19 protein-coding genes and 2 tRNA genes are annotated in these 18,654 nt (G+C 61.2%); 9 read left to right on the top strand and 12 right to left on the bottom strand.

Annotated features, from left to right (window positions below):
* Window positions 1–871 (top strand): integrase core domain-containing protein (locus IVA87_RS23160; RefSeq protein ID WP_247335078.1); only part of this gene is annotated, 871 nt, incomplete at its 5' end.
* Between the two features lie 316 nt (window positions 872–1,187).
* Here the strand turns inward: IVA87_RS23160 and IVA87_RS23155 are convergent.
* From IVA87_RS23155 to IVA87_RS23145, 3 genes are all read right to left on the bottom strand, one after another.
* Window positions 1,188–1,261: transfer RNA gene (locus tag IVA87_RS23155), tRNA-Gly, on the bottom strand.
* Window positions 1,262–1,621: 360 nt separating this feature from the next.
* A complete protein-coding gene (locus tag IVA87_RS23150) occupies window positions 1,622–1,825 on the bottom strand; it encodes a hypothetical protein (RefSeq protein ID WP_247335075.1) in 204 nt (67 codons plus the stop codon).
* Between the two features lie 27 nt (window positions 1,826–1,852).
* Window positions 1,853–2,038: a hypothetical protein gene (locus IVA87_RS23145; RefSeq protein WP_247298202.1), complete on the bottom strand. Its 186-nt coding sequence runs from the start codon at window positions 2,036–2,038 to the stop codon at window positions 1,853–1,855.
* Window positions 2,039–2,244: 206 nt separating this feature from the next.
* Between IVA87_RS23145 and IVA87_RS23140 the strand changes: the two genes are divergently transcribed.
* Entirely contained in the window at window positions 2,245–2,625 is a 381-nt protein-coding gene (locus tag IVA87_RS23140) for a YciI family protein (protein ID WP_247280939.1), read from the top strand.
* A gap of 9 nt (window positions 2,626–2,634) precedes the next feature.
* Here IVA87_RS23140 and IVA87_RS23135 read toward each other — a convergent pair whose 3' ends face one another.
* Window positions 2,635–3,225 (bottom strand): TMEM175 family protein, encoded by a 591-nt coding sequence (locus tag IVA87_RS23135; RefSeq protein WP_247335071.1) that lies wholly within the window; start codon window positions 3,223–3,225, stop codon window positions 2,635–2,637.
* A gap of 126 nt (window positions 3,226–3,351) precedes the next feature.
* On the opposite strand from IVA87_RS23135, the gene IVA87_RS23130 reads away from it, so the two are divergent.
* Both IVA87_RS23130 and IVA87_RS23125 read left to right on the top strand, forming a co-directional pair.
* Window positions 3,352–5,409, top strand: coding sequence for an ATP-dependent helicase (locus IVA87_RS23130; RefSeq protein ID WP_247298193.1), 2,058 nt, complete (start codon window positions 3,352–3,354; stop codon window positions 5,407–5,409).
* Between the two features lie 106 nt (window positions 5,410–5,515).
* A complete protein-coding gene (locus IVA87_RS23125) occupies window positions 5,516–6,547 on the top strand; it encodes an LLM class flavin-dependent oxidoreductase (RefSeq protein ID WP_247335069.1) in 1,032 nt (343 codons plus the stop codon).
* Between the two features lie 14 nt (window positions 6,548–6,561).
* Here IVA87_RS23125 and rlmB read toward each other — a convergent pair whose 3' ends face one another.
* Entirely contained in the window at window positions 6,562–7,404 is an 843-nt protein-coding gene (gene rlmB, locus IVA87_RS23120) for a 23S rRNA (guanosine(2251)-2'-O)-methyltransferase RlmB (RefSeq protein WP_247298188.1), read from the bottom strand.
* A gap of 207 nt (window positions 7,405–7,611) precedes the next feature.
* Between rlmB and IVA87_RS23115 the strand changes: the two genes are divergently transcribed.
* Window positions 7,612–7,697: transfer RNA gene (locus IVA87_RS23115), tRNA-Tyr, on the top strand.
* Window positions 7,698–7,904: 207 nt separating this feature from the next.
* Here IVA87_RS23115 and IVA87_RS23110 read toward each other — a convergent pair.
* Complete coding sequence (locus IVA87_RS23110) at window positions 7,905–8,408, bottom strand: hypothetical protein (RefSeq protein WP_247335068.1); 504 nt, start codon at window positions 8,406–8,408, stop codon at window positions 7,905–7,907.
* A 43-nt stretch (window positions 8,409–8,451) separates the two neighbouring features.
* Entirely contained in the window at window positions 8,452–8,937 is a 486-nt protein-coding gene (locus IVA87_RS23105; protein WP_247280933.1) for a hypothetical protein, read from the bottom strand.
* A 284-nt stretch (window positions 8,938–9,221) separates the two neighbouring features.
* Between IVA87_RS23105 and IVA87_RS23100 the strand changes: the two genes are divergently transcribed.
* The gene (locus tag IVA87_RS23100) at window positions 9,222–9,686 is read left to right on the top strand and encodes a hypothetical protein (RefSeq protein WP_247298182.1); all 465 of its coding nucleotides are present in this window, start codon (window positions 9,222–9,224) and stop codon (window positions 9,684–9,686) included.
* 699 nt (window positions 9,687–10,385) lie between these two features.
* Here IVA87_RS23100 and IVA87_RS23095 read toward each other — a convergent pair.
* Window positions 10,386–11,030, bottom strand: a complete 645-nt coding sequence (locus IVA87_RS23095) for a hypothetical protein (protein WP_247335067.1) — start codon at window positions 11,028–11,030, stop codon at window positions 10,386–10,388.
* A 95-nt stretch (window positions 11,031–11,125) separates the two neighbouring features.
* Here IVA87_RS23095 and IVA87_RS35415 point away from each other — a divergent pair, with 95 nt between their 5' ends.
* Window positions 11,126–11,335: a ribbon-helix-helix protein, CopG family gene (locus IVA87_RS35415; protein WP_247335066.1), complete on the top strand. Its 210-nt coding sequence runs from the start codon at window positions 11,126–11,128 to the stop codon at window positions 11,333–11,335.
* A complete protein-coding gene (locus IVA87_RS23085) occupies window positions 11,332–11,517 on the top strand; it encodes a hypothetical protein (RefSeq protein ID WP_247335065.1) in 186 nt (61 codons plus the stop codon). The genes IVA87_RS35415 and IVA87_RS23085 overlap by 4 nt, the downstream gene beginning before the upstream one ends.
* A 162-nt stretch (window positions 11,518–11,679) precedes the next feature.
* On the opposite strand, the gene IVA87_RS23080 is transcribed toward IVA87_RS23085, so the two are convergent.
* From IVA87_RS23080 to IVA87_RS23065, 4 genes are all read right to left on the bottom strand, one after another.
* The gene (locus tag IVA87_RS23080) at window positions 11,680–12,621 is read right to left on the bottom strand and encodes a hypothetical protein (RefSeq protein WP_247335064.1); all 942 of its coding nucleotides are present in this window, start codon (window positions 12,619–12,621) and stop codon (window positions 11,680–11,682) included.
* Between the two features lie 135 nt (window positions 12,622–12,756).
* A complete protein-coding gene (locus tag IVA87_RS23075) occupies window positions 12,757–13,578 on the bottom strand; it encodes a hypothetical protein (RefSeq protein WP_247335063.1) in 822 nt (273 codons plus the stop codon).
* 309 nt (window positions 13,579–13,887) lie between these two features.
* Window positions 13,888–14,391 carry a hypothetical protein gene (locus tag IVA87_RS23070; protein ID WP_247335061.1) on the bottom strand — a complete coding sequence of 168 codons (504 nt, stop codon included), beginning with the start codon at window positions 14,389–14,391 and terminating at the stop codon, window positions 13,888–13,890.
* A 1,547-nt stretch (window positions 14,392–15,938) separates the two neighbouring features.
* Window positions 15,939–17,456 (bottom strand): calcium-binding protein, encoded by a 1,518-nt coding sequence (locus tag IVA87_RS23065; protein WP_247335058.1) that lies wholly within the window; start codon window positions 17,454–17,456, stop codon window positions 15,939–15,941.
* Window positions 17,457–17,696: 240 nt separating this feature from the next.
* On the opposite strand from IVA87_RS23065, the gene IVA87_RS23060 reads away from it, so the two are divergent.
* Entirely contained in the window at window positions 17,697–17,888 is a 192-nt protein-coding gene (locus IVA87_RS23060; RefSeq protein ID WP_247335054.1) for a hypothetical protein, read from the top strand.
* Window positions 17,889–18,654 lie beyond the last annotated feature (766 nt).

Raw genomic sequence — 18,654 nt, 5'->3', positions numbered from 1 at the left:
TGCCGTGCTCGATCGCCACGGCCTGGTCAAGCGCGCCCGTGAACGGAAGAACCGCGCGCAGGGCACGCCGCTGTCGGCCGGCGCCGTTCCCAATGACCTCTGGTGCGCCGACTTCAAGGGCGAGTTCAAGCTCGGCAACGGACGCTACTGCTACCCACTCACCGTGACCGATCAGGCTTCGCGGTTCTTGCTGATGTGCGAAGCCATGGAGTCGACGCGAGAGGAACTGGCAGTGACGGCGTTCGAGCGGCTGTTTGCCGAACGCGGGCTGCCGCTGTCGATCCGCTCCGACAATGGCGTGCCGTTCGCCAGCCCTGATGCGCTGTTCAACCTGTCGAAACTCTCGGTCTGGTGGCTTCGCCTCGGCATCGCGATCGAGCGCATCAAGCCTGGCCATCCGCAGCAGAACGGCCGTCATGAGCGCATGCACCTGACGCTGAAGCAGGAGGCGACCCGGCCACCGGGCGCGAACATTCTGCAACAACAAGGCCGCTTCGATGCCTTCGTGCACGAGTTCAACATAGAAAGACCGCACGAGGCGCTCGGCATGAAGTGTCCGGCGCAATTGTATGCGGCGTCACCGCGCCGCTATGACGGCCTACCCGAACTGTCCTATCCATTCCATGACCGCGACGTCCTTGTCACGGCCTGCGGCCGGCTCTGCCTGCATCGCAAGAGGATCAACATCTCGACCGTGCTGGCCGGCCAGAAGCTCGGCATCAAGGAAGTCGACGACGGCATTTGGCTCGTCAGCTTCATGCACTACGATCTGGGATACTTCGACCTGGAGCAAAAGACCTTGCAACCGCTCGACAACCCGTTCGGCCCGAAGCCCGTCCCCGATGTCTCAACTACGACCCCAGCGCCCTGATCGCGACGCACTCTGGTGCATTCTTGGCATGATCGGCCGGTTGCTTGGCCGCGCTGAGCGGTCAACCCCCGAAGCCCGCAGGGGCGCGCCCCCTTGGCGCGGGGTTGACGGCGGCAGCGCGAGCCGAGCAACAATGATCAGGCCAGGGATGCGTCACGCTGCAACTCCTGCAGGAACGCAGCCAATCGGCTCAAACGGCATCGACCTTGGAGTGAACGACCCTGAAACCCCGCGACAACCCGTTCGGCACGAGGTTGTCACCTATCTCTCAGGTACGACCTGTTACCCATGTGTCCGGGCCGGACATTGAGAACATTGGAGCGGGTGAAGGGAATCGAACCCTCGTATTCAGCTTGGAAGGCTGCTGCTCTACCATTGAGCTACACCCGCGTCAGGGGCTCCCTAACACGGTCGGACGGAGGTCTCAACTGCCGCGACGGCGACTTTTCGCACAGCTTGCTGGGCCCTTACGAACCAGCTTCGGTTCCGACCGACCCGCCTGCCCTTAACAGCGGCGGCCTTACAACCTATATTGAAATCTCCCGAAACCAACGAAAGGAGGTGATCCAGTGTCTTATCTCAAGCGCTGTCACCTCGCTGGGATCGCCCACTAGGCTTGAATAAGGCTTGGCATCGGGGCGCTCTCAGCCCTGGACCAGCGAGCAAGAAATCGGGCGCGACGGGGCACTCCCCGCCGCGCCTTTTCCTTTTCAGATTTGCCCTGATCGGGAGGATCGGCCGCTCGCCAGCTCAGCTCGTGCGAAGCCGTTCGCGCAAGCCGACGGCGGCGATCAGCATGCCGACGCACCAGGCCATGACCGCGCGGTGAGGTTCCGCACCGAGGAGCACCGTGCAGATGCTCGTGAGCAAGCATGGGGCAATCGCCTTGCCGGTCCTGCTTGCCAGCGAGAGCAGGAACGGCATCGCCGCAATTGATATCTGCAGGACGTCCATGGTCGACCACCGCCTTGGGCAACGGCTTCAAAAATCGCAGATGTTGGGCGCACGCGGGCGTTTGCCGCGCCGGCTCTCCACGATCCGCTCGCCGCCATTCTCGGCCGAGCTGCCGTAATAGCGGTGATGGCAGGCCTGGTCGTGCAGATCGGCCGGTTCGGATTGTCCCGCCCGTCGCGCGTCGCAGATGATCTTGATGGTGCAACCCGCCATTGCCGCCTCCAGCAAAAACCTTGTTGTTTGTGGTCATCAGTCGCGATCGCTTTCGGCGGCGTTCACGCGGCACGGCCGCAATCGGGTTTCAGGACAGTTTCGTCGCTTGCCGGCCACGCAATATTCTGCTTCGGGATTGTCGGCACGGACTGCGGTGCTACGTCCTTGGGACTTTCGTAAAAAAGTTGCGCAGAAGAGAGGTGACGATGCTGTACGCCATCCTGGCCTATCACGTGGAAGACGAGGTCTTGTCCTGGACGCCGGAGCAGGACGCCGCCGTCGTCGCCAAAGTCATCGAGGTTCAGGCGCCGCTGCGGGCCAGCGGACAGTTTGGGCCGGCCGCCCGTCTGGATGAGACCCGAAAGGCCCGCACCTTGCGGGGCCCCGGCGCGGGCATGGTGCTGGACGGTCCGTTTGCCGAGACCAAGGAGCAGCTGCTGGGCTTCCACCTCATGGAATGCGCCAGCGAGGATGAGGCGATCGCGGCGGCGCGGAAGCTGCGTGCGGTCAATCCGACGGCAGTCTACGAAATCCGCCCGGTCAAGCTTTACGTGCCGGCCGACGGGTTCGGCGCGACATCCGGATAAGCCGCCGCCTTACGCGTCCGACTCCGTTCGCGCGCTGGTGAAGCGCTGGATCGCGACGCCGCCGAAGGCGATGAACCAGACGAAGGGCGCGACTTGGGGCGCGAACGCCGCGACGATCGTGCCCGGGATGAATACGAGCAGCGGAAACACCGATCCCATGATCTCGTGGCGCCACCCGCCCAGGATGGTCCACCACAGCCAGGCATTAAGGCCGGCGATCGCGGTCAGATGCAGGCCATAGAGCACCGCCACCGCGTTGCTCATGCTGTAATTGGTGTAGAGGCCATTGGTCACCGGCAGCAGCACGATCGAGAGCAGGAAGAACAGATTGAGGATCACCGCGCCGCGGCTGCCGACCGGCTGGCGCGCAAGGCGGCGGTGATGGCTGATCCAGAACACGCCAGCGATGATGAAGCTGAGCGCAAAGCCGGCGAGCTTGCCGGAATAAACATGGGCGAGATCGCTCCAGCCGGGGGCGCTGGTGAACACCGCGGCCTTGGGCAAGTCATAGGCGAGCAGCGTCATGGCGACGCCGAAAATGGTGTTGCTGAGCGATTCCAGCCGCCGCATCTCGAACTGGTCGGGCTTGAGCTCGGTCATACCGGAGGGTTTCTCAGGCTGGAACTTGGGGCCGTCTTTCCCCCTAAATCCTAAACCCGGTTTCGTCCAGCTGGATTGCGATTCGCGCCGGGATCGCCGACTCTCAGCCTTTCACCGGGGCGATTCGTGGCGACATATCTGGACACGCTCAATGCGGAGCAGCGCCGCGCCGTCGAGCATGGCGTGGCGGAAGGCGCGACCGTGGGCGCCCCCCTGCTCGTCATTGCCGGCGCCGGCTCCGGCAAGACCAACACGCTCGCCCACCGTGTCGCGCATCTGATCGTCGCCGGCGCCGATCCGCGCCGCATCCTGTTGATGACATTCTCCCGCCGCGCCGCGGCCGAGATGGCCGGCCGCGTCGAACGCATCGCCCGAAAAGTGCTGGGCGAGAACAACGCCGCGATCATGCGCGATGCGCTCACCTGGGCCGGCACCTTCCACGGCATCGGCGCGCGCCTCCTGCGCGAATATGCCGAGCGCATCGGCCTCGACCCCGCCTTCACCATCCACGATCGCGAGGACTCCGCGGACCTGATGAACCTGGTCCGGCACGAGCGCGGCCTCTCGAAAACGGAGAGCCGTTTTCCGGCCAAGGGCACGTGCCTTTCGATCTACTCGCGCTGCATCAACGCCGAGATGGAGATCGAGAAGGTTTTGGGGGCGCACTATCCCTGGTGCACGGGCTGGTCGGCCGAGCTGAAAGGCCTGTTCGCGGCCTATGTCGAGGCCAAGCAAGCCCAGCATGTGCTCGATTACGACGATCTCCTGCTCTACTGGTCGCAGATCATGAGCGATGCGCTGATCGCGGAAGAAATCGGCGGCCGCTTCGATCACGTGCTGGTCGACGAATACCAGGACACCAACCGCCTGCAATCTTCCATCCTGCTGGCGCTGAAGCCCGACGGACACGGGCTCACCGTGGTCGGCGACGATGCCCAGTCGATCTATTCGTTCCGCGCCGCCACAGTGCGCAACATCCTGGATTTTCCGCAGAGCTTTTCGCCGCGTGCGGAAATGATCACGCTCGACCGCAACTACCGCTCGACGCAAGCAGTGCTGGCGGCGGCCAACGGCGTCATCGGCCTCGCGCGCGAGCGCTTCACCAAGAATCTGTGGACCGACCGCGCCTCGTCGCACAAGCCGCAGCTCGTCACCGTGCATGACGAGGCCGATCAGGCCCGTTACATCGTCGAACAAGTGCTGGCCAATCGCGAGCAAGGCGCGCTGCTCAAGCACCAGGCGGTGCTGTTCCGGACCTCCTCGCATTCGGGCCCGCTTGAGATCGAGCTGACCCGCCGCAACATCCCCTTCGTCAAGTTCGGCGGACTGAAATTCCTCGATGCAGCCCACGTCAAGGACGTGCTGGCGCTGCTGCGTTTCGCCGAGAATCCGCGCGACCGGGTCGCGGGTTTCCGCATCCTGCATCTGTTGCCGGGCATCGGACCCGCCACCGCGCAGCGCGTGCTGGACCAGATGGCCGAGAGCACCGATCCGCTCACCGCGCTCGGCCAGCTCCCGGCGCCTGCTCGTGCCGGTGCAGATTGGACCGACTTCGTCCGTACGACCCAGAATTTGCGCTATTCGGAATGGCCGACCGATCTCGAACGCGTGCGACTATGGTACGAGCCGCATCTCGACCGCATCCACGAGGATGCCGAGACGCGGCGCGCCGATTTGATGCAGCTCGAGCAGATCGCGAGCGGCTACGGCTCGCGCGAGAAATTTTTGACCGAGCTCACGCTCGATCCGCCCAATGCAACCAGCGACAAATCCGGTCCGCCGTTGCGCGACGAGGACTACCTGATCCTCTCCACCATCCATTCCGCCAAGGGCCAGGAGTGGAAGTCGGTGTTCGTGCTCAACGTCGTCGACGGCTGCATGCCCTCCGATCTCGGCGCCGGCACCACCGCCGAGCTCGAAGAGGAGCGCCGCCTGCTCTATGTCGCAATGACACGCGCCAAGGACGATCTCCACCTCGTCGTGCCACAGCGCTTCTTCGTCCACGGCCAGGCCGCCAAGGGCGACCGCCACGTCTACGCCTCGCGCACCCGCTTCATCCCGGAGCAGCTGGTCTATCTGTTCGAGCGCACCGGCTGGCCGAAGGCCGCAGCGGGTGCGGCGCGCACCGCGGCGCAGGGGCCGAAGATCGACATCGGGGCGAAGATGCGCGGGATGTGGCGGTAGGTTCGGGCCCGATTGAACAACGGAAACTGAGCATTTCCGAAAGCCGCCTTGTGGCGGTGCGGCTGTTCATTAAGTGTCGTCCATCTTCCCGCAGAGACTTCATTCGATGACCGCACCGCTCGAATTCGGACTGGATACCTTTGGCGACGTCACCAAGGACGCCTCCGGCGCGATGCTTTCGCATGCGCAGGTGATCCGCAACGTCGTCGACGAAGCCGTGCTGGCCGATGAGCTCGCTCTCGACTTCATCGGTCTCGGCGAACATCACCGCGCCGACTTCGCGATCTCCTCGCCCGAGACCGTGCTCGGAGCCATCGCGGCGCGCACCAGGCGCATCCATCTCGGTTCGGCCGTGACAGTGCTGAGCTCGGACGATCCGATCCGCGTGTTCCAGCGCTTTGCCACGTTGGATGCCCTCTCGAACGGGCGCGCCGAGGTCATCCTCGGCCGCGGCTCGTTCACCGAATCCTTTCCACTGTTCGGCTTCGACCTGCGCAAATACGAAGAGCTGTTCGAAGAAAAGCTCGACCTGTTCACGGCACTGCTGTCGCAAACGCCGGTGACATGGGAAGGCAAGCTGCGTCCGCCACTGCGCGATCAATTGGTCTATCCGCCAATCGAGAACGGCACGCTGAAAACCTGGATCGGCGTCGGCGGCAGTCCGCAATCGGTGGTGCGTGCCGCGCATTACGGCCTGCCCTTGATGCTCGCGATCATCGGCGGCGATCCCGCGCGCTTTGCACCTTACGTCGATCTCTATCATCGCGCGTTCAAGGAGTTCGGTCGCCCGGCGCAGCCGATCGGCGTGCATTCGCCCGGCTATGTCGCCGAGACTGACGCACAGGCGCGCGAGGAGCTATGGCCAGACTACAAGGCAATGCGTGACCGCATCGGCAAGGAACGCGGCTGGCCGCCGATGGGTCGCGACGAGTTCGTGAACGAGGCCGAGCACGGCTCGCTCTATGTCGGCGCGCCGGAAACGGTCGCACGCAAGATCGCCAAGACGGCAAAGGCGCTCGGCATCTCGCGCTTCCAGTTGAAATATTCGGCAGGTCCATTGGCGCACGAGAAGCTGATGCGCAGCATCGAGCTTTATGGGCGCAAGGTGGTGCCGATGGTGCGGGAGTTGATCGGGTAAAGTCTGCCTTCGGTCTAGGACGTCGCGCCCTGCTTCATCAGCCCGAGCCTGCTTGCGCCGACATAGAGCGAGAGCACGGCGGCGTTCGAGACGTTGAGACTCTTGATCTCGCCGGGCATGTCGAGCCGCGCCACGACGCTGCAGGTCTCGCGGGTCAACTGCCTGAGGCCCTTGCCTTCGGCGCCGAGCACCAGCGCCAGCGGCTCACGCAGTGCGACGTCGCCGAGATCCTCAGTGCCTTCGCTGTCGAGCCCGACGGTCTGAAAGCCGCGCTCGTTCAGCGCGGTGAGCGCGCGAGCGAGGTTTTGCACGGTGATGAGCGGCACGAGCTCGAGCGCACCGGAGGCTGCCTTCGCGAGCACGCCGGTTGCTTCCGGACTGTGACGCGCGGTGGTGACGATCGCCTTCACCGCAAAGGCCGCGGCGGAGCGCAAGATCGCGCCGACATTGTGTGGATCGGTGATCTGGTCGAGCACCAGCACCATGCCTTCCTGCTTCAGTGTCTCGATGTCGGGCGAAGGCAGAGGATCGGCTTCCGCGAGCAGACCCTGATGCACGGCGTCTGGCGACAGCAGACGGTCGATCTCCTGGGGCCGCACGATCTCCGGCGCGACGGGGGTCGCGATGTTTTCGTCGGCAAGCCGCCTTGCGGCGTTCTCGGTCAGCGTCAGCTTGCGGATCCGCCGCCGAGGGTTGGCAAGCGCCATCGTGACGGTGTGCCAGCCATACAGGATAACGGGCCCGTCGGAGTGCGAATCGCGGTCGCGCCAAGCTGGCCGGCCGGCGGACTTCCCGGGCCTGTTGAAGGGCTTAGCCCCGCCGCGAGCCCCCTTGGGGCCAAATTTTCGATCCTTCATGGGCTCGCTTGTGTCACGGGCGCCGGAATATGGCAATTTGGCTGCCTTTGGGCGCGGTTTTAGCTGTTCGCCTCGGTTGACTTTGCCCCACCGCATCGCTCATAAACGCGCCCGGTCGCGCCCCGATCCGGGTTCTCGCGGCCTTCACGTTCCATGGCCGTCTTCGGTCCGCCGGCAAGGTCCGGCCCGATTGTGCTGCCGTCGAGCGGGGGAGTGTCCCGAGTGGCAAAGGGAGCTGACTGTAAATCAGCCGCCTCATGGCTTCGCAGGTTCGAGTCCTGCCTCCCCCACCACGCTTCACCCTTCAGGCTACGCGTGGCGCAGCCACGTGATCCCGAAGGGTGAAGCGTGGTGTCCGGCGAGGCCCGTAGGGCGAAGACGGACTGAGGCGAACGCAAGCTTCGGCTTGGCAAGCCAACACAGAACAAGTTCACGCCACAAAAAGCAAAACGCCCGTCCGCATCACGCGAACGGGCGTCTCGTTGGCAGCTAGTCAGAGATCAGTAGTAACGGCGCAGCACGCGGTGGCCGCCGTAATAGTACGGCGCGGGCGCGCGACGGGCGTAGCCATAGCGCGGACCGTAGCCGTAGTGCACGCGCGGCAGATAGCCGTGGCGCGGGCCGTAGCCGTAGCGATACGGCCGATAGTACGGACGACGATAGGGATAGGCGTCCGGAGCTGCGACCGCGGCGGCGCGATAGCCATAGCCGTAGCCATAATTGGCGGGGGCAACGACCGCGTCTTCACGGTAGGTCGGATACGGCGCGAACGCGCCCGGGCCGGTGTAGGTCGGCCCCTGGTTGACGTAGTAATATTGCGTGGTCGGCTCGACGAGGCGCTCATAGGCGCCATAACCGTATCCATAACCGCCGCAACCGGTGTTGCAGCCGGAATAGACCGGCGCGACCGGCTGGCACGGATTGAAGCCGCACGCCGCGGCCGGCGCGGCCCCCACGAACATCGCGGCAGCCGCGGCGACCAGTCCCGAAATTATCTGACGCATTACTCTCTCCTGTTAATCTTCGTTTGTTGGATTTTGACGTTTCTTAACCGGGCGGCTTGCCGGCCCCCTCGGCATGCGGCCGCGGCCGACGATGCTGCGGATTCACATTGATCTCCGGCGCGAGGATCACCGGCGGGGGATCGATGGGCACGTCCATCTGCGGCGGCAGCGGCGCCGATTGCGCGCCCCAGCTCTGGTGGTAGCTCTCGGCCGGTTTCGGCAATCTGCGGTTCGCGGGCGGCTCGACCTCGAGCCGGCCGTAGCCGGGCCGCAGGCCCAACGTCGGATAATAATGGCCAACATCGTCGGGCTGCCGCTCGGCGATATAACGCCCGCCATAGATCGTCGGCTGCACCTGCTGGTTCTTGCCGAGGCCCCAGACGCCCTCGACAACGCTATAGGATGCGTCGATGTTGTTGATGATGATCGGCACGCCCGGACGGCCGGGAACGACAATATCGAAGCCGCCGCCGGCAAGCGCCGTCGCGGGCAGTCCGATCAGAAAAGCGGCGAGCGCCACAGCGCGCATGAGAGGACCCCATTTATCCGGCGACAACGTATCCGATCGCAACGCCGAGAGGGTTAAGGCCCGCTCACCAATTTCCGGTAAGCCTAATGTGCAAGGATTGCGCGCTGCTCAAATGCTGCAAAGCGGACTAGTGAAGCGTTAACGGCGCTGAGCTCACCGACAGGAATCACGCCGAATGCTCACATCTGTTTGACCGTCCAGCCACGAGAATCGACTGGTTTCACCGGAACGTCCGGCGTGCTCGATATTTAGCCCCCGTTCAATCACAACGGGAGCCAACAATCATGAATGTCAAAGTCCTCGGCGCCGTCGCGATCGCAACCACCACTCTCGCGGGCTCCGCGATGGCACAGGCGGTGATCAATAATCCTGCCCGCTGCTCGGCCCAGTTCCCCAATGCCAACTGCCAGAACCTCGGACCGGGAAACCCGTACACCGATCGGGGCTATCGCCATCGTCGCATGTCCTATCGGCAGACTAACAGCGGCGACTGGAATAACGACTGGAACAGGAGCCGCACCGGCTTTTGGCCGACCGATGTCGCCGCGGGCGTAGCCGGTGCCGCGATCGGTACCGCGGGGGCGATCGCAACCGCTCCGTTCCGCGCCTGGGACAATTCCTACGCCTACGACAATTCGTGGGACAATCGCCGCTGGGACACCCGCACCTATGCCCAGCGTAACGGCTTCGTCTGCACGCCCGGCACCTTGTTCAAGGGCGAAGATGGCCGCCGGCACATGTGCCAATAAACGGGACTCATATCGAACGGCACAACAGGCGGCCCGCTGGGCCGCCTGATTCATGTGTCGCGACGACGATCGCGGTTCTGGCTCTTTCCGGCCAAGTCTGATATTGCGGCGCGCACGGGTGGACGGCTCCCGGCATCTGCCGGCCCCTTCCCCAAGTGTCGCCGGCTTAGCTCAGCGGTAGAGCAGCGGTTTTGTAATGCGCAAAGCCGAGTGCCCACGCGTACCGCGTTGTATGTTTTAGTTGGGCTTTCCCAGCTCGGCGATCACGCCTCGGCCCCTCCAGTTACTGTGCATACTGGGTAGTTTGGGGCCAAATTTGGGGCCCATGAAAAACCCGCCGGCTTGACCGGCGGGTTCGTGTCGCAACCAGCCTCGTGGCATCACGCGACGGTGTCGATCTCCGCTCTACGCTTCGCGATCAGCCAGTCGATGCCTTCAAACTGTCGTTGTGGGTGCCATGAACAAGCGGCCGAGGGATGGATCATCGAAGGCGGTCTTCACGGAGATGCGCCTCCAGTGCCCTAAAACCGGCCTGCGTCGTCGGCGCCCATGAAAAAAGCCCGGCGCTAGGCCGGGCTGTATTTTTCAATTGTCACGCCCTCGGTGCCTATCGCGATAGCTCCTCAGTGTGCGCTTCCGCATCGAGTTCGGCGGGGTTGGGACAGAGGGCGTGGAAAAGCTCTCCCCGCCGATGGCTTATCATGCCGCGGCTCTTTCCGGCAGCGACATCCTCGCCAGATCGACCGCGACGGAAATTGCAATCGCTGGAGGTATGCCGCGTAAGTGCTCCCCCTCCCGCACATCCTCGTACACATAGACCCCGCACGCCTTGAGGGCCAATTCGTCGATGTCACGGACCTTTACGCGCGCCGCCGCTATCTTGGCTTCTTCGAAATCCCTCCGCGCTTCATGATATACTTTCCCGACGGGGCCCCAGTTCATCTCATCGAGATACTTGCGGTAACGACGCTCCCATTTCCGAAAAGCTCGATTGCTGCCGCCGCCGGAGAACGGATGCTCTCGCTCCCACTCCCGCAAGAGATCCACGACCCTACGATATTCGACCCAAGCGGTCTTTAGCGTCTTGTGTGCGTCCTCCAGCTCCCGGAAAGCAGACCGAAGCTCATCACTCGCGGTCAAGCCATCCATTGCTAGCATGGGCCTTCGTAGAAGCGGCGCGACGCCCTCCGGGGCCTGCCCAGCGCCCGCGGCCGAGCCGGACAGCGGAAGGGCTGCACCAAGGGCGGCGCTTCCAGCAGCTACCGCGGCGGCTTGGGAGAGGAAATGCCGTCGCGTCGAAACGACGGGCATAGCTGTGCTATTCTCAGAATCAACCTGAGCCATGACTTACCTCATAGTTTGGGCCAGGTCCGTCGGGGTGTTGGTCGCACCGCGGCGGGCCGCTTGTTTTTCAAGCTTGAAAATGGTAAGACCAAAATGTGAAAAAGGCAATACCAAAACAAATTGGCGGTAAGAGACGAGGCGCCGGCCGCCCGCCGACGGGCAGAGACCCCGCGAGAACCTTCCGCCTGTCGGACGAGTTCATCGCCAGCATCGATGCTTGGGCTGCCCGTCAGGACGATCAGCCGAGTCGCTCCGAAGCCATCCGCCGCCTGGTCGAGCTCGGGCTGAAGGCGAAGGCCAAATGACCGACCAGCCCACCCCTTCCCGCTTCGTCTTGAGGAAAGGCGCAATAGAGGGCAAGTGGATGGTCTGGGACAGACAGCTTCGCGGTCCGGCTCGACTGGATCACGGCAAAGCCGCGGAGTTGTCCGAGGAGGACGCCCGAAAGATCATCAAGCAGCTGAACCAGACCTACGAAAAGCAATAGCCGGTCTGCTCGAGCACATGAGCGAGCAAGGCGGCCCGAATAACGATTGAGCCTGTCACGCGGGCAACAAGCCGGGAGTTTGGTGAATATCCCCTCCGGGGGCGCGTTGGCGTGCGCCGGCATTCTGAGCCTTCGCGCGCCCACGGACCAGCAGTTCGCCGATCAATCCCAGAGGCCACAACTCACATTGTCGCCTCTGGTCCCCGAACCGTCATCGAACACAGCCTCATCCAGGGAGAGCAGCGGGCTGTCGCCGAACTTGCGGTACTTGGTCGGGAATTGCCTGTCGTGCTCTCGGACGAACCAACCGACCCGTTCAGACACATCAGACCGCTGCAATGCACCGCTCAAAATGTCTTCTATGATCCGGCTTACGATTTCGTCAGGGTCGGCGATGCGTTTTGGAATCAGCGCGCGGATCGCGAGATAGTCGTTCGCCTCTTGTCGGCGGCCCGCTGTCAGGGCTCGCGTTCGCTGCAGAGACCAACGAAGCCGCTGCGCCCTGGATTGGCTATCCGCGGTGTGTTCTCTCACAAAGCGATCGAATTCAGGATCTATCTTACGAGCATTGTAAAAATAGGTGGAGTTGCAAATCACCGGTCGCTTTGTCCCGCGCAGCCATTGACCGGTGATTTCGGCAATCGGCTTTTTCGCTACGAGCATAGCCTTCACTTGCCGTAATTTATCAGGAGCCAACGGCTCGCACCTGTTCCTCGCGGCGTCTCGGCAAACCCGGCACTGTCTGATTTTCCATCCTTGCTTGGTGACACGCATGCGCGCCTCAGTCAGAGGGTGGCCGCGTTTGCAATGGGTGAGCTTGCGTAGGCGCGAGCCCTTTCCGAGACGAGCGTTTTCCTTTGAGATGCGCCACGCCTCTCCTCCCCATTCGGGGTTCAACTCGCAATGCTTCTTGAACCGCTCGTAGCTTACAATGGCTGGTCTGAATTCCTTCATTCCCGAAGTCAGCTTACGGATAGTGCTCCCGCCGATCAGCTTATTCATGAACTCAATTGCGAGATCGGCCGGGATACCAGGCGGGACGTCCCGCCATTTCAGATAAGCGGCGCGGTGGGCTTCCGACCGTGACTTCTGTGCACCTTTCATATTCGCCTCCACAAAGCGCGAGATTGCGCGCGCGAAGGCGGCTCCTGAGTCGCGGCAGGTCAAAGGACCAATCGCGACAATCCACCGCTTGCTGCCTCGCGCCGCCCTTGCGCTCGCCCTCCGGTTGCTGGAGCATCATTTATCCGATTTTCTTCTTCCCGGTTTGTGTGTTTGCTTTCCGAGCGAGTAGTTGAAAGCCAAATCGGCGGGTGCCGTCGGCGCAAACTTTATAATGAAACCGAATCTATCAACGGACTCGATCTCGACCTCGTCAAAATTCCCGGTCGGCTCAATTTCAACACTTGGTGTGTAGTCTAGGGGTTCAGGGAAAAATATATGGGCGCGCCTATCATCCAAGAGAAGGCGCAGATCGAGATCGGGAAACTGAAGCTTAGGTGGAACTTGCAAATGCAACATGAAGGCTGACAAGGCTTCGATCAATTGTCTTGCCGATTGCTCCTGAATTTCTGAAGAGCATTTGGCCAACCGAGAGAAATGCCCCGCAATGAGGCTGGCGGTGCCGGCAATCTGCGGAATGGCAAATTCTGGGTGGATACCTGCTTTGAGTCGCAGGCCACCCGCATAGTTATCGCCCACCTCGTCTTCAACGAAGACCTTTACCGTGCCCAGTTCGGTTATCTCGAACGGGGCAATCCTTGAGATCATCTGAACCTGGTAAAACTTTGCGTCCGCCCCTGGCGTTACGACGGGTTCTTCAAGCAAAGCTGTATTGTCAACTTCAAAGGGCGGATGCCCAGGTCGCTCTATGCGTACTCGGAGCTTTTTTGGACGATCATCGACTGGGGTACGGAACCTAGTGACAAAAAAAAGCTGCGGGAGCGTAAAGGGGACGACAGGAACAATCAGGTCGGCCTGGTAAATACCGACAAATGCAAACTTTCCTAATCCTGCCCCGGCAACTTCATCGCAGAATTGAACGGTTGCTATGCGCGTCACGGCGTTTCCGATGCAACGAACGAAGGTCCGAAATTGGTCGCGGAGTTAGCAACACTGACAGTGTTGGCTCCGCGAGCGCGCCTTTTTTTCTTCGGCAACTTGAACTCTGCGTCTCTTCCAAGCGCCCAGGCGAGTTGCCCTATCGTTCGGAGTTCGAGCGGCGCCGAGCCATTCAATATTCGCGTAACGGCAGAACGGTGCACTCCTAGAAGGCGCGCAATGTCACTCTTCCTCAGCCTGCGCTCGGTCATCTCTTCCAAAAAGGCCAAAAGCAGTTCCTCGCGCACGTCACCGACAAATCGCGCAGCACTAACGTCGCGGGAGGACAACGAATTTGGAGAGGATGTCATTGGGGTCGGTTCCTTGGATGTATTCTTTTGACGTGAAGCCCAAACTTTTTCGTATGTACGCGGTCTGATTGATAAACCCGCTGTAAGCCAGTTGGCGCGCCTTCAGCGGTTTCACGTCGCAGCCCGAGTCAATAACCATGCAGTCCTTGGCAGCGAACCAACCAAAAACCCGTACGTCCAGCGTTTTCAATTCCCAGACCCCGTTCTCCAAGTGCCTCAGCGGCGAGATCGGCGACTTCAGGACAAACGGCTTGTTTGTGAGATAGCGCCCAAGCAGGTTTGAAACCTGCTCGTGCGCGGACAGCATCGCATCTCGGGACGGAATTGCAGGCAGCTCATCGGACATAAAACGGAACAGCCGACTCGTGCCAAATAGCCCACGCTCCGGAAGTTCGTCATCAAGCAGACCCAGCGTTAGAGACCGAAGTGTTCCATCTCCGATTAACTTGGCTATTGTTGACATGCAAGTCAACACTTGACGAGGGGCATGGTCAATTGCCTAGGTTAAGAAATTGTTAGACCAACGCAAATCAACCACACATTGTCGGGATTCTAGGCTTTTTTCAAGCAATCTGGCTTTTGCATCATCCAGTTGGTATGGAACTGCCCAGACTAGGCCCTCATCGGCACCACGTTGCCAGCTTTTTCGGTCCGCGGACTGGCGCAGCACGCGCCGCGGCGGTAGGCCGCCTCGACCTTGTCTGACAAGGATGGTGATCCGGTCCGCCCCCCGCGCCGATTTGTATCGCCCGTCCGTGGGGCGCCGGCATGGTCCGGCTGGTCACCGGCCGCGCGGCCACGAACCGGCAACCGCGTGGCCGGCGCCAGTGTGGAACCGATTTTCCAGCTCCCAAGGCGCATTTCGATGCCGGGGCGCTACCCTAGCCCGAGTGTCGACAGGGCGTCCGCAAACTCTATGGAAATAGGGTTTTCGGAGCGCCTCGTCAGCGACCGAGGATGGCGCATTCGCGCCCCCAATCAAGGGTGGGGTAACGCACCGGCGCATTCGGCTCCGGCTATCGCAACGCGCGATAGCCTCGCAAAAGGCGGCCCCAGCCATTTCGCGGCTGCTGGGGCCGTTGGCACGCTCCCACGCACAAGCGGAGCACGGCACCAATCCAGAAGCTTGCCACTTGTTCCTAGGGAAGAGGCCGCGGCGGCCTTGCGAGAACCGACCCACCGCCAAACGCGCGTCAGACGATGGGCCGTCCCGGGTGGATGTCGCGACACTTGGAGGATCGCGCCACAGACCGAAAATTCAATTCTCTCAGCTGGAGAGTCGTTCCCTTGCAGATTCTCTCCGGCGTGGCCTAGGAGCCGCCAACTGAGGAAGCCTTACTCTTGGGTCTCGCGCCACATCTGCTCGCCACACTGGCATCTATAGATGCGCACGGTGCCGCCACTTCGGGCGTTCAGGAACTTCTGTAGCAGTCGGGAACTGCCCGCACAGCGGTCGCACTTGATCTGATTATCTGTCGGAGAAGGTAGGTATTGCGGCGCCTGGAGGGACATGGCTCTCGCTCCGAACTTTAGGCGGGAGCGCGGTAACGTCTCTCTGTCACCGATGGGGTACCATGGGAATCGCGCGGTGATGGAATAGCTGTACGCCTACAATCTAGCTCTGGCTATAGGAACGCATCAAAATATGCCACTCTTTAAATCAAACTAGGCCACTGAGGTCGGAAGCAGGTCAGCGCCCAGCATTCGATAGGAACTCTCCTCTTGGCCCGACTTTGATCCACGTGCGCTCAGGCGCATCAGGCTATCCCCCATAGCCCGAGCGGCCCCAGCCCTGGGTCATTGATCCAGGCCTGGGGTCGTTCTTTAACGCAGGCCAGCCAGCGTGAACCGGCTGCACTGTGAAAGCCAACTGGGATTTTAGTGCTCAGTTTTGAGACAAAGCGCTGCCGGGGGGACAGGGAATTTTGAGCCCGGCAGCGTTTCTCTCTTAACAAAAAGACGTGGCCCGCCCTTCATCGCTGATGCAGAGGGCGGACCGGCTCCCGACCTTTAGGTCAACAAGAAGGAAGGCGGCGCGAAAATGAAATCCTGCGGCCTGAGCGCCTCCTCGCTGTGCACCACGATATCGTTATCTGCATTGAATGTGATCGTGCTCTCGTGCGTCGTCGGATCGAATGCTGAGATGGTCAGATCGCTGAAGTTCACGATTCCGAGTGTCGAAACATCGATGTGGTCGATTCCTAGATTTGAGAGGCCCTGACCAAAATCCTCGATCTTGTCGTGACCGCTGTTGAAATTGAAGGCGAAGTAGTCGTTTCCTCCTTTCGCGAGGCCGAGCATCACCTGAGCGTCGCCCCACATGTCGTCGTTTCCGGTACCGCTGATCAGCTTGTCATTGCCTCCGTGGGCTTTGTCGGACATGGTCTGTGCATCGCCAACCAAAGTGCTGTAACCACCAGAAAAAACGCTGCCCGCTATCAGCGTATCGTTGCCACCATACGCATCGCCAGACATTGTCAGTGCATCACCATAAGCCACGCAGAAAAACGCGTTGGGGCCGCCGATGAATGTGTCATCGCCGCCGACTGAATGATCCCGCATATTCCCGCCGGCGTCACCAAAGAAGGTAGCTTGGCCAAAGTCGTTTGTAGCGCTGTCCATCGTGTCGTTGCCGCCCCGCGCAAATTCCAGCATGTCGCCCCCGGCGTCGCCGTAGAAATAGCTGAAGTCGTTCATCGCGCCGCCAGGGTGGGGAAGAAAACTCAAGATATCGTCACCACCCGAAGCATGACCAGACAAATTGCCGCCGGCGTCGCCGTAAAAGAAGTAGTTGTCTTGCACGCCGCTTGTTGTAAACGCGTCATTGCCGCCCAGCGCCCGGTTCGACATGTTTCCGCCGGCGTCGCCATAAAAATAGATGTTGTTGCTATGGCCATTCGTTGCTAGCGCGTCGTCGCCCCCTTTTGTGTACCCAGACATGCTTTCGCCGGCATCACCAAAAAATGTGGTGGGGGTCGCGCCATACCGACTCAGCGCGGGGCCTGTAATGAATGTGTCTTGGCCGCCGCTTGCGTGGTCGGCCATGTTGCCGCCCGCATCGCCATAAAACGTATTGGTGGCCAAAATCCCAGACGTGTAAGTGTCATTACCGCCCCGAGCGTAGCCAGACATACTGTCGTAGACATCACCGTAGGTCATGTTTGTGGAAGGCCGGTCGAAGTGGCCGTCGCCACCAGAAAAGGTGTCATCGCCACCGGTAGCGTGATCGGACATGTTCCCGCCCGCGTCACCGATCAAAATGTTGATCGAGTCCGCCCCACCCGTAAATGTGTCAGCACCACCTGTCGCGTGATTGGTTATGTCTCGACCCGCGTCACCAACGAAAAAGTTGGTCGAGTTCGTGCCGCCAGTAAAAGTGTCATTTCCGCCGATGGCGTAATCGAGCAGGCTTCCACCGGCATCCCCATATAGGAAGTTGATCACGTCGGCAGCGCCGGCCAAAACGTCGTTTGTGCCTATCTCGTGGTGCGTCAGATCACCGGCGGTAATTGGAACTCGTTTGGCCATATCTCGCCTCCCCTTGCTGCAGTCCCGCGTAAGGAATCAAAATCACCAGCCATGATGATTCAGCTCAAAAGGTCAGTGTTGTTGCTGCCGCTCGATCACCAGTTCAAGCGCAAGAGCCTCAATTGCGAGTTCCTCTGCCAAGCGTCCGAACAGTTCTCGCTTTCCCGCGTCACTCGTCTGTCTGCGAGATTATCGCCGCCTTCAGGGCGCGGCCGGCTGACATGAGCGGAGGCAGCTGCCTTGTTCAGCTCAAGAGGCGATCTTCTGCTCAGCCTCAAGGACTCGTTCGCGAAGCGCGTCCAATTCGGCAATCTGAGCCGCCAGCGCTTCGAAGCGGTGCCGAAGAACGGCGGCAGCATCATCCGCTCGACCGCGGCGATTGCCCGCGTCGGGCAAGTTGGCCCATTCGAAGGGAGCTGCCGATCCTATTGACGCTGGGGAATTCTGGAAATGACGGAGACCAGTCATGGCCGGACCTTCCGAGCGGGCGCAAGGGAAATGGGGTGGGAAGGCCGCGCCGCGCGTTTGTTATAAATGAGGCAACAATAAATCACGCAGTGACTCAAAAAGCATAAGTAAAGTTAATTAAATTAATCACGAATTATAACACTCGCGCCGAAGGCTCTGTCGGCCTTAGTGCTTCCCCGGATGCTTCCGGTCTGCTCTCCGGCCGAGCTGATTAAGGCGCTCTTCAAGGGCCCGCTTTGCTGCGATCAGCTTGACCGCTAGGACCTGCCCCACTGCGGTGTGCAGCGCCCACAATTCATCAATGGACATCGCGTCAAGGTGATCTCGATCCATGCCACCCGAGTCCTTGCAGATTATCCCGAGATGCGTGACTGAGGGAGATGCGCAGCATTCTAGGCCAAGTCTCAGGCTACAATTAAGGCCAATAATATTAAATTATTAAATAAATAATATATTAAATTCTGAAGTCGCCATCCCGCAATCGCCTTAAAAGGGGGCAGCAGAGTGACGCGGCCCCCGGTAGGCTCGGCGAAGCACCGCTCGCAGCCGCTGGCATCGTCGCGTGCACGGCGAAGGCCGCCGCCAGCACGGCGCCGACCAGGCCCCGGGCGAGCCAGCCGACCGCGGTCGCGATGCCGTTGTACGCCTCCAAGACCTGGCCCGATGTGCAGCCAGAAATACCCGTGGCGAGGCGGCAGTTCCTATTTGAAAGTGGGCGCGCGCCATATCT

It is taken from the genome of Bradyrhizobium sp. 147 (assembly GCF_023073935.1).
Lineage (GTDB): Bacteria > Pseudomonadota > Alphaproteobacteria > Rhizobiales > Xanthobacteraceae > Bradyrhizobium.
Note: the sequence above shows the minus strand (reverse complement) of the source record. Positions and strands in the feature narration are given on the sequence as shown.

Excerpts from the sequence above, each read along its gene's own strand:
- IVA87_RS23085 (WP_247335065.1), top strand. The coding sequence starts at position 11,332 with ATGACCGACCAGCCCACCCCTTCCCGCTTCGTCTTGAGGAAAGGCGCA.
- IVA87_RS23140 (WP_247280939.1), top strand. The coding sequence starts at position 2,245 with ATGCTGTACGCCATCCTGGCCTATCACGTGGAAGACGAGGTCTTGTCC.
- IVA87_RS23145 (WP_247298202.1), bottom strand. The coding sequence starts at position 2,038 with ATGGCGGGTTGCACCATCAAGATCATCTGCGACGCGCGACGGGCGGGA.
- IVA87_RS23100 (WP_247298182.1), top strand. The coding sequence starts at position 9,222 with ATGAATGTCAAAGTCCTCGGCGCCGTCGCGATCGCAACCACCACTCTC.
- IVA87_RS23080 (WP_247335064.1), bottom strand. The coding sequence starts at position 12,621 with ATGAAAGGTGCACAGAAGTCACGGTCGGAAGCCCACCGCGCCGCTTAT.
- IVA87_RS23105 (WP_247280933.1), bottom strand. The coding sequence starts at position 8,937 with ATGCGCGCTGTGGCGCTCGCCGCTTTTCTGATCGGACTGCCCGCGACG.
- IVA87_RS23150 (WP_247335075.1), bottom strand. The coding sequence starts at position 1,825 with ATGGACGTCCTGCAGATATCAATTGCGGCGATGCCGTTCCTGCTCTCG.
- IVA87_RS23125 (WP_247335069.1), top strand. The coding sequence starts at position 5,516 with ATGACCGCACCGCTCGAATTCGGACTGGATACCTTTGGCGACGTCACC.
- IVA87_RS23135 (WP_247335071.1), bottom strand. The coding sequence starts at position 3,225 with ATGACCGAGCTCAAGCCCGACCAGTTCGAGATGCGGCGGCTGGAATCG.
- IVA87_RS23110 (WP_247335068.1), bottom strand. The coding sequence starts at position 8,408 with ATGCGTCAGATAATTTCGGGACTGGTCGCCGCGGCTGCCGCGATGTTC.
- rlmB (WP_247298188.1), bottom strand. The coding sequence starts at position 7,404 with ATGAAGGATCGAAAATTTGGCCCCAAGGGGGCTCGCGGCGGGGCTAAG.
- IVA87_RS23065 (WP_247335058.1), bottom strand. The coding sequence starts at position 17,456 with ATGGCCAAACGAGTTCCAATTACCGCCGGTGATCTGACGCACCACGAG.
- IVA87_RS23070 (WP_247335061.1), bottom strand. The coding sequence starts at position 14,391 with ATGTCAACAATAGCCAAGTTAATCGGAGATGGAACACTTCGGTCTCTA.
- IVA87_RS23095 (WP_247335067.1), bottom strand. The coding sequence starts at position 11,030 with ATGGCTCAGGTTGATTCTGAGAATAGCACAGCTATGCCCGTCGTTTCG.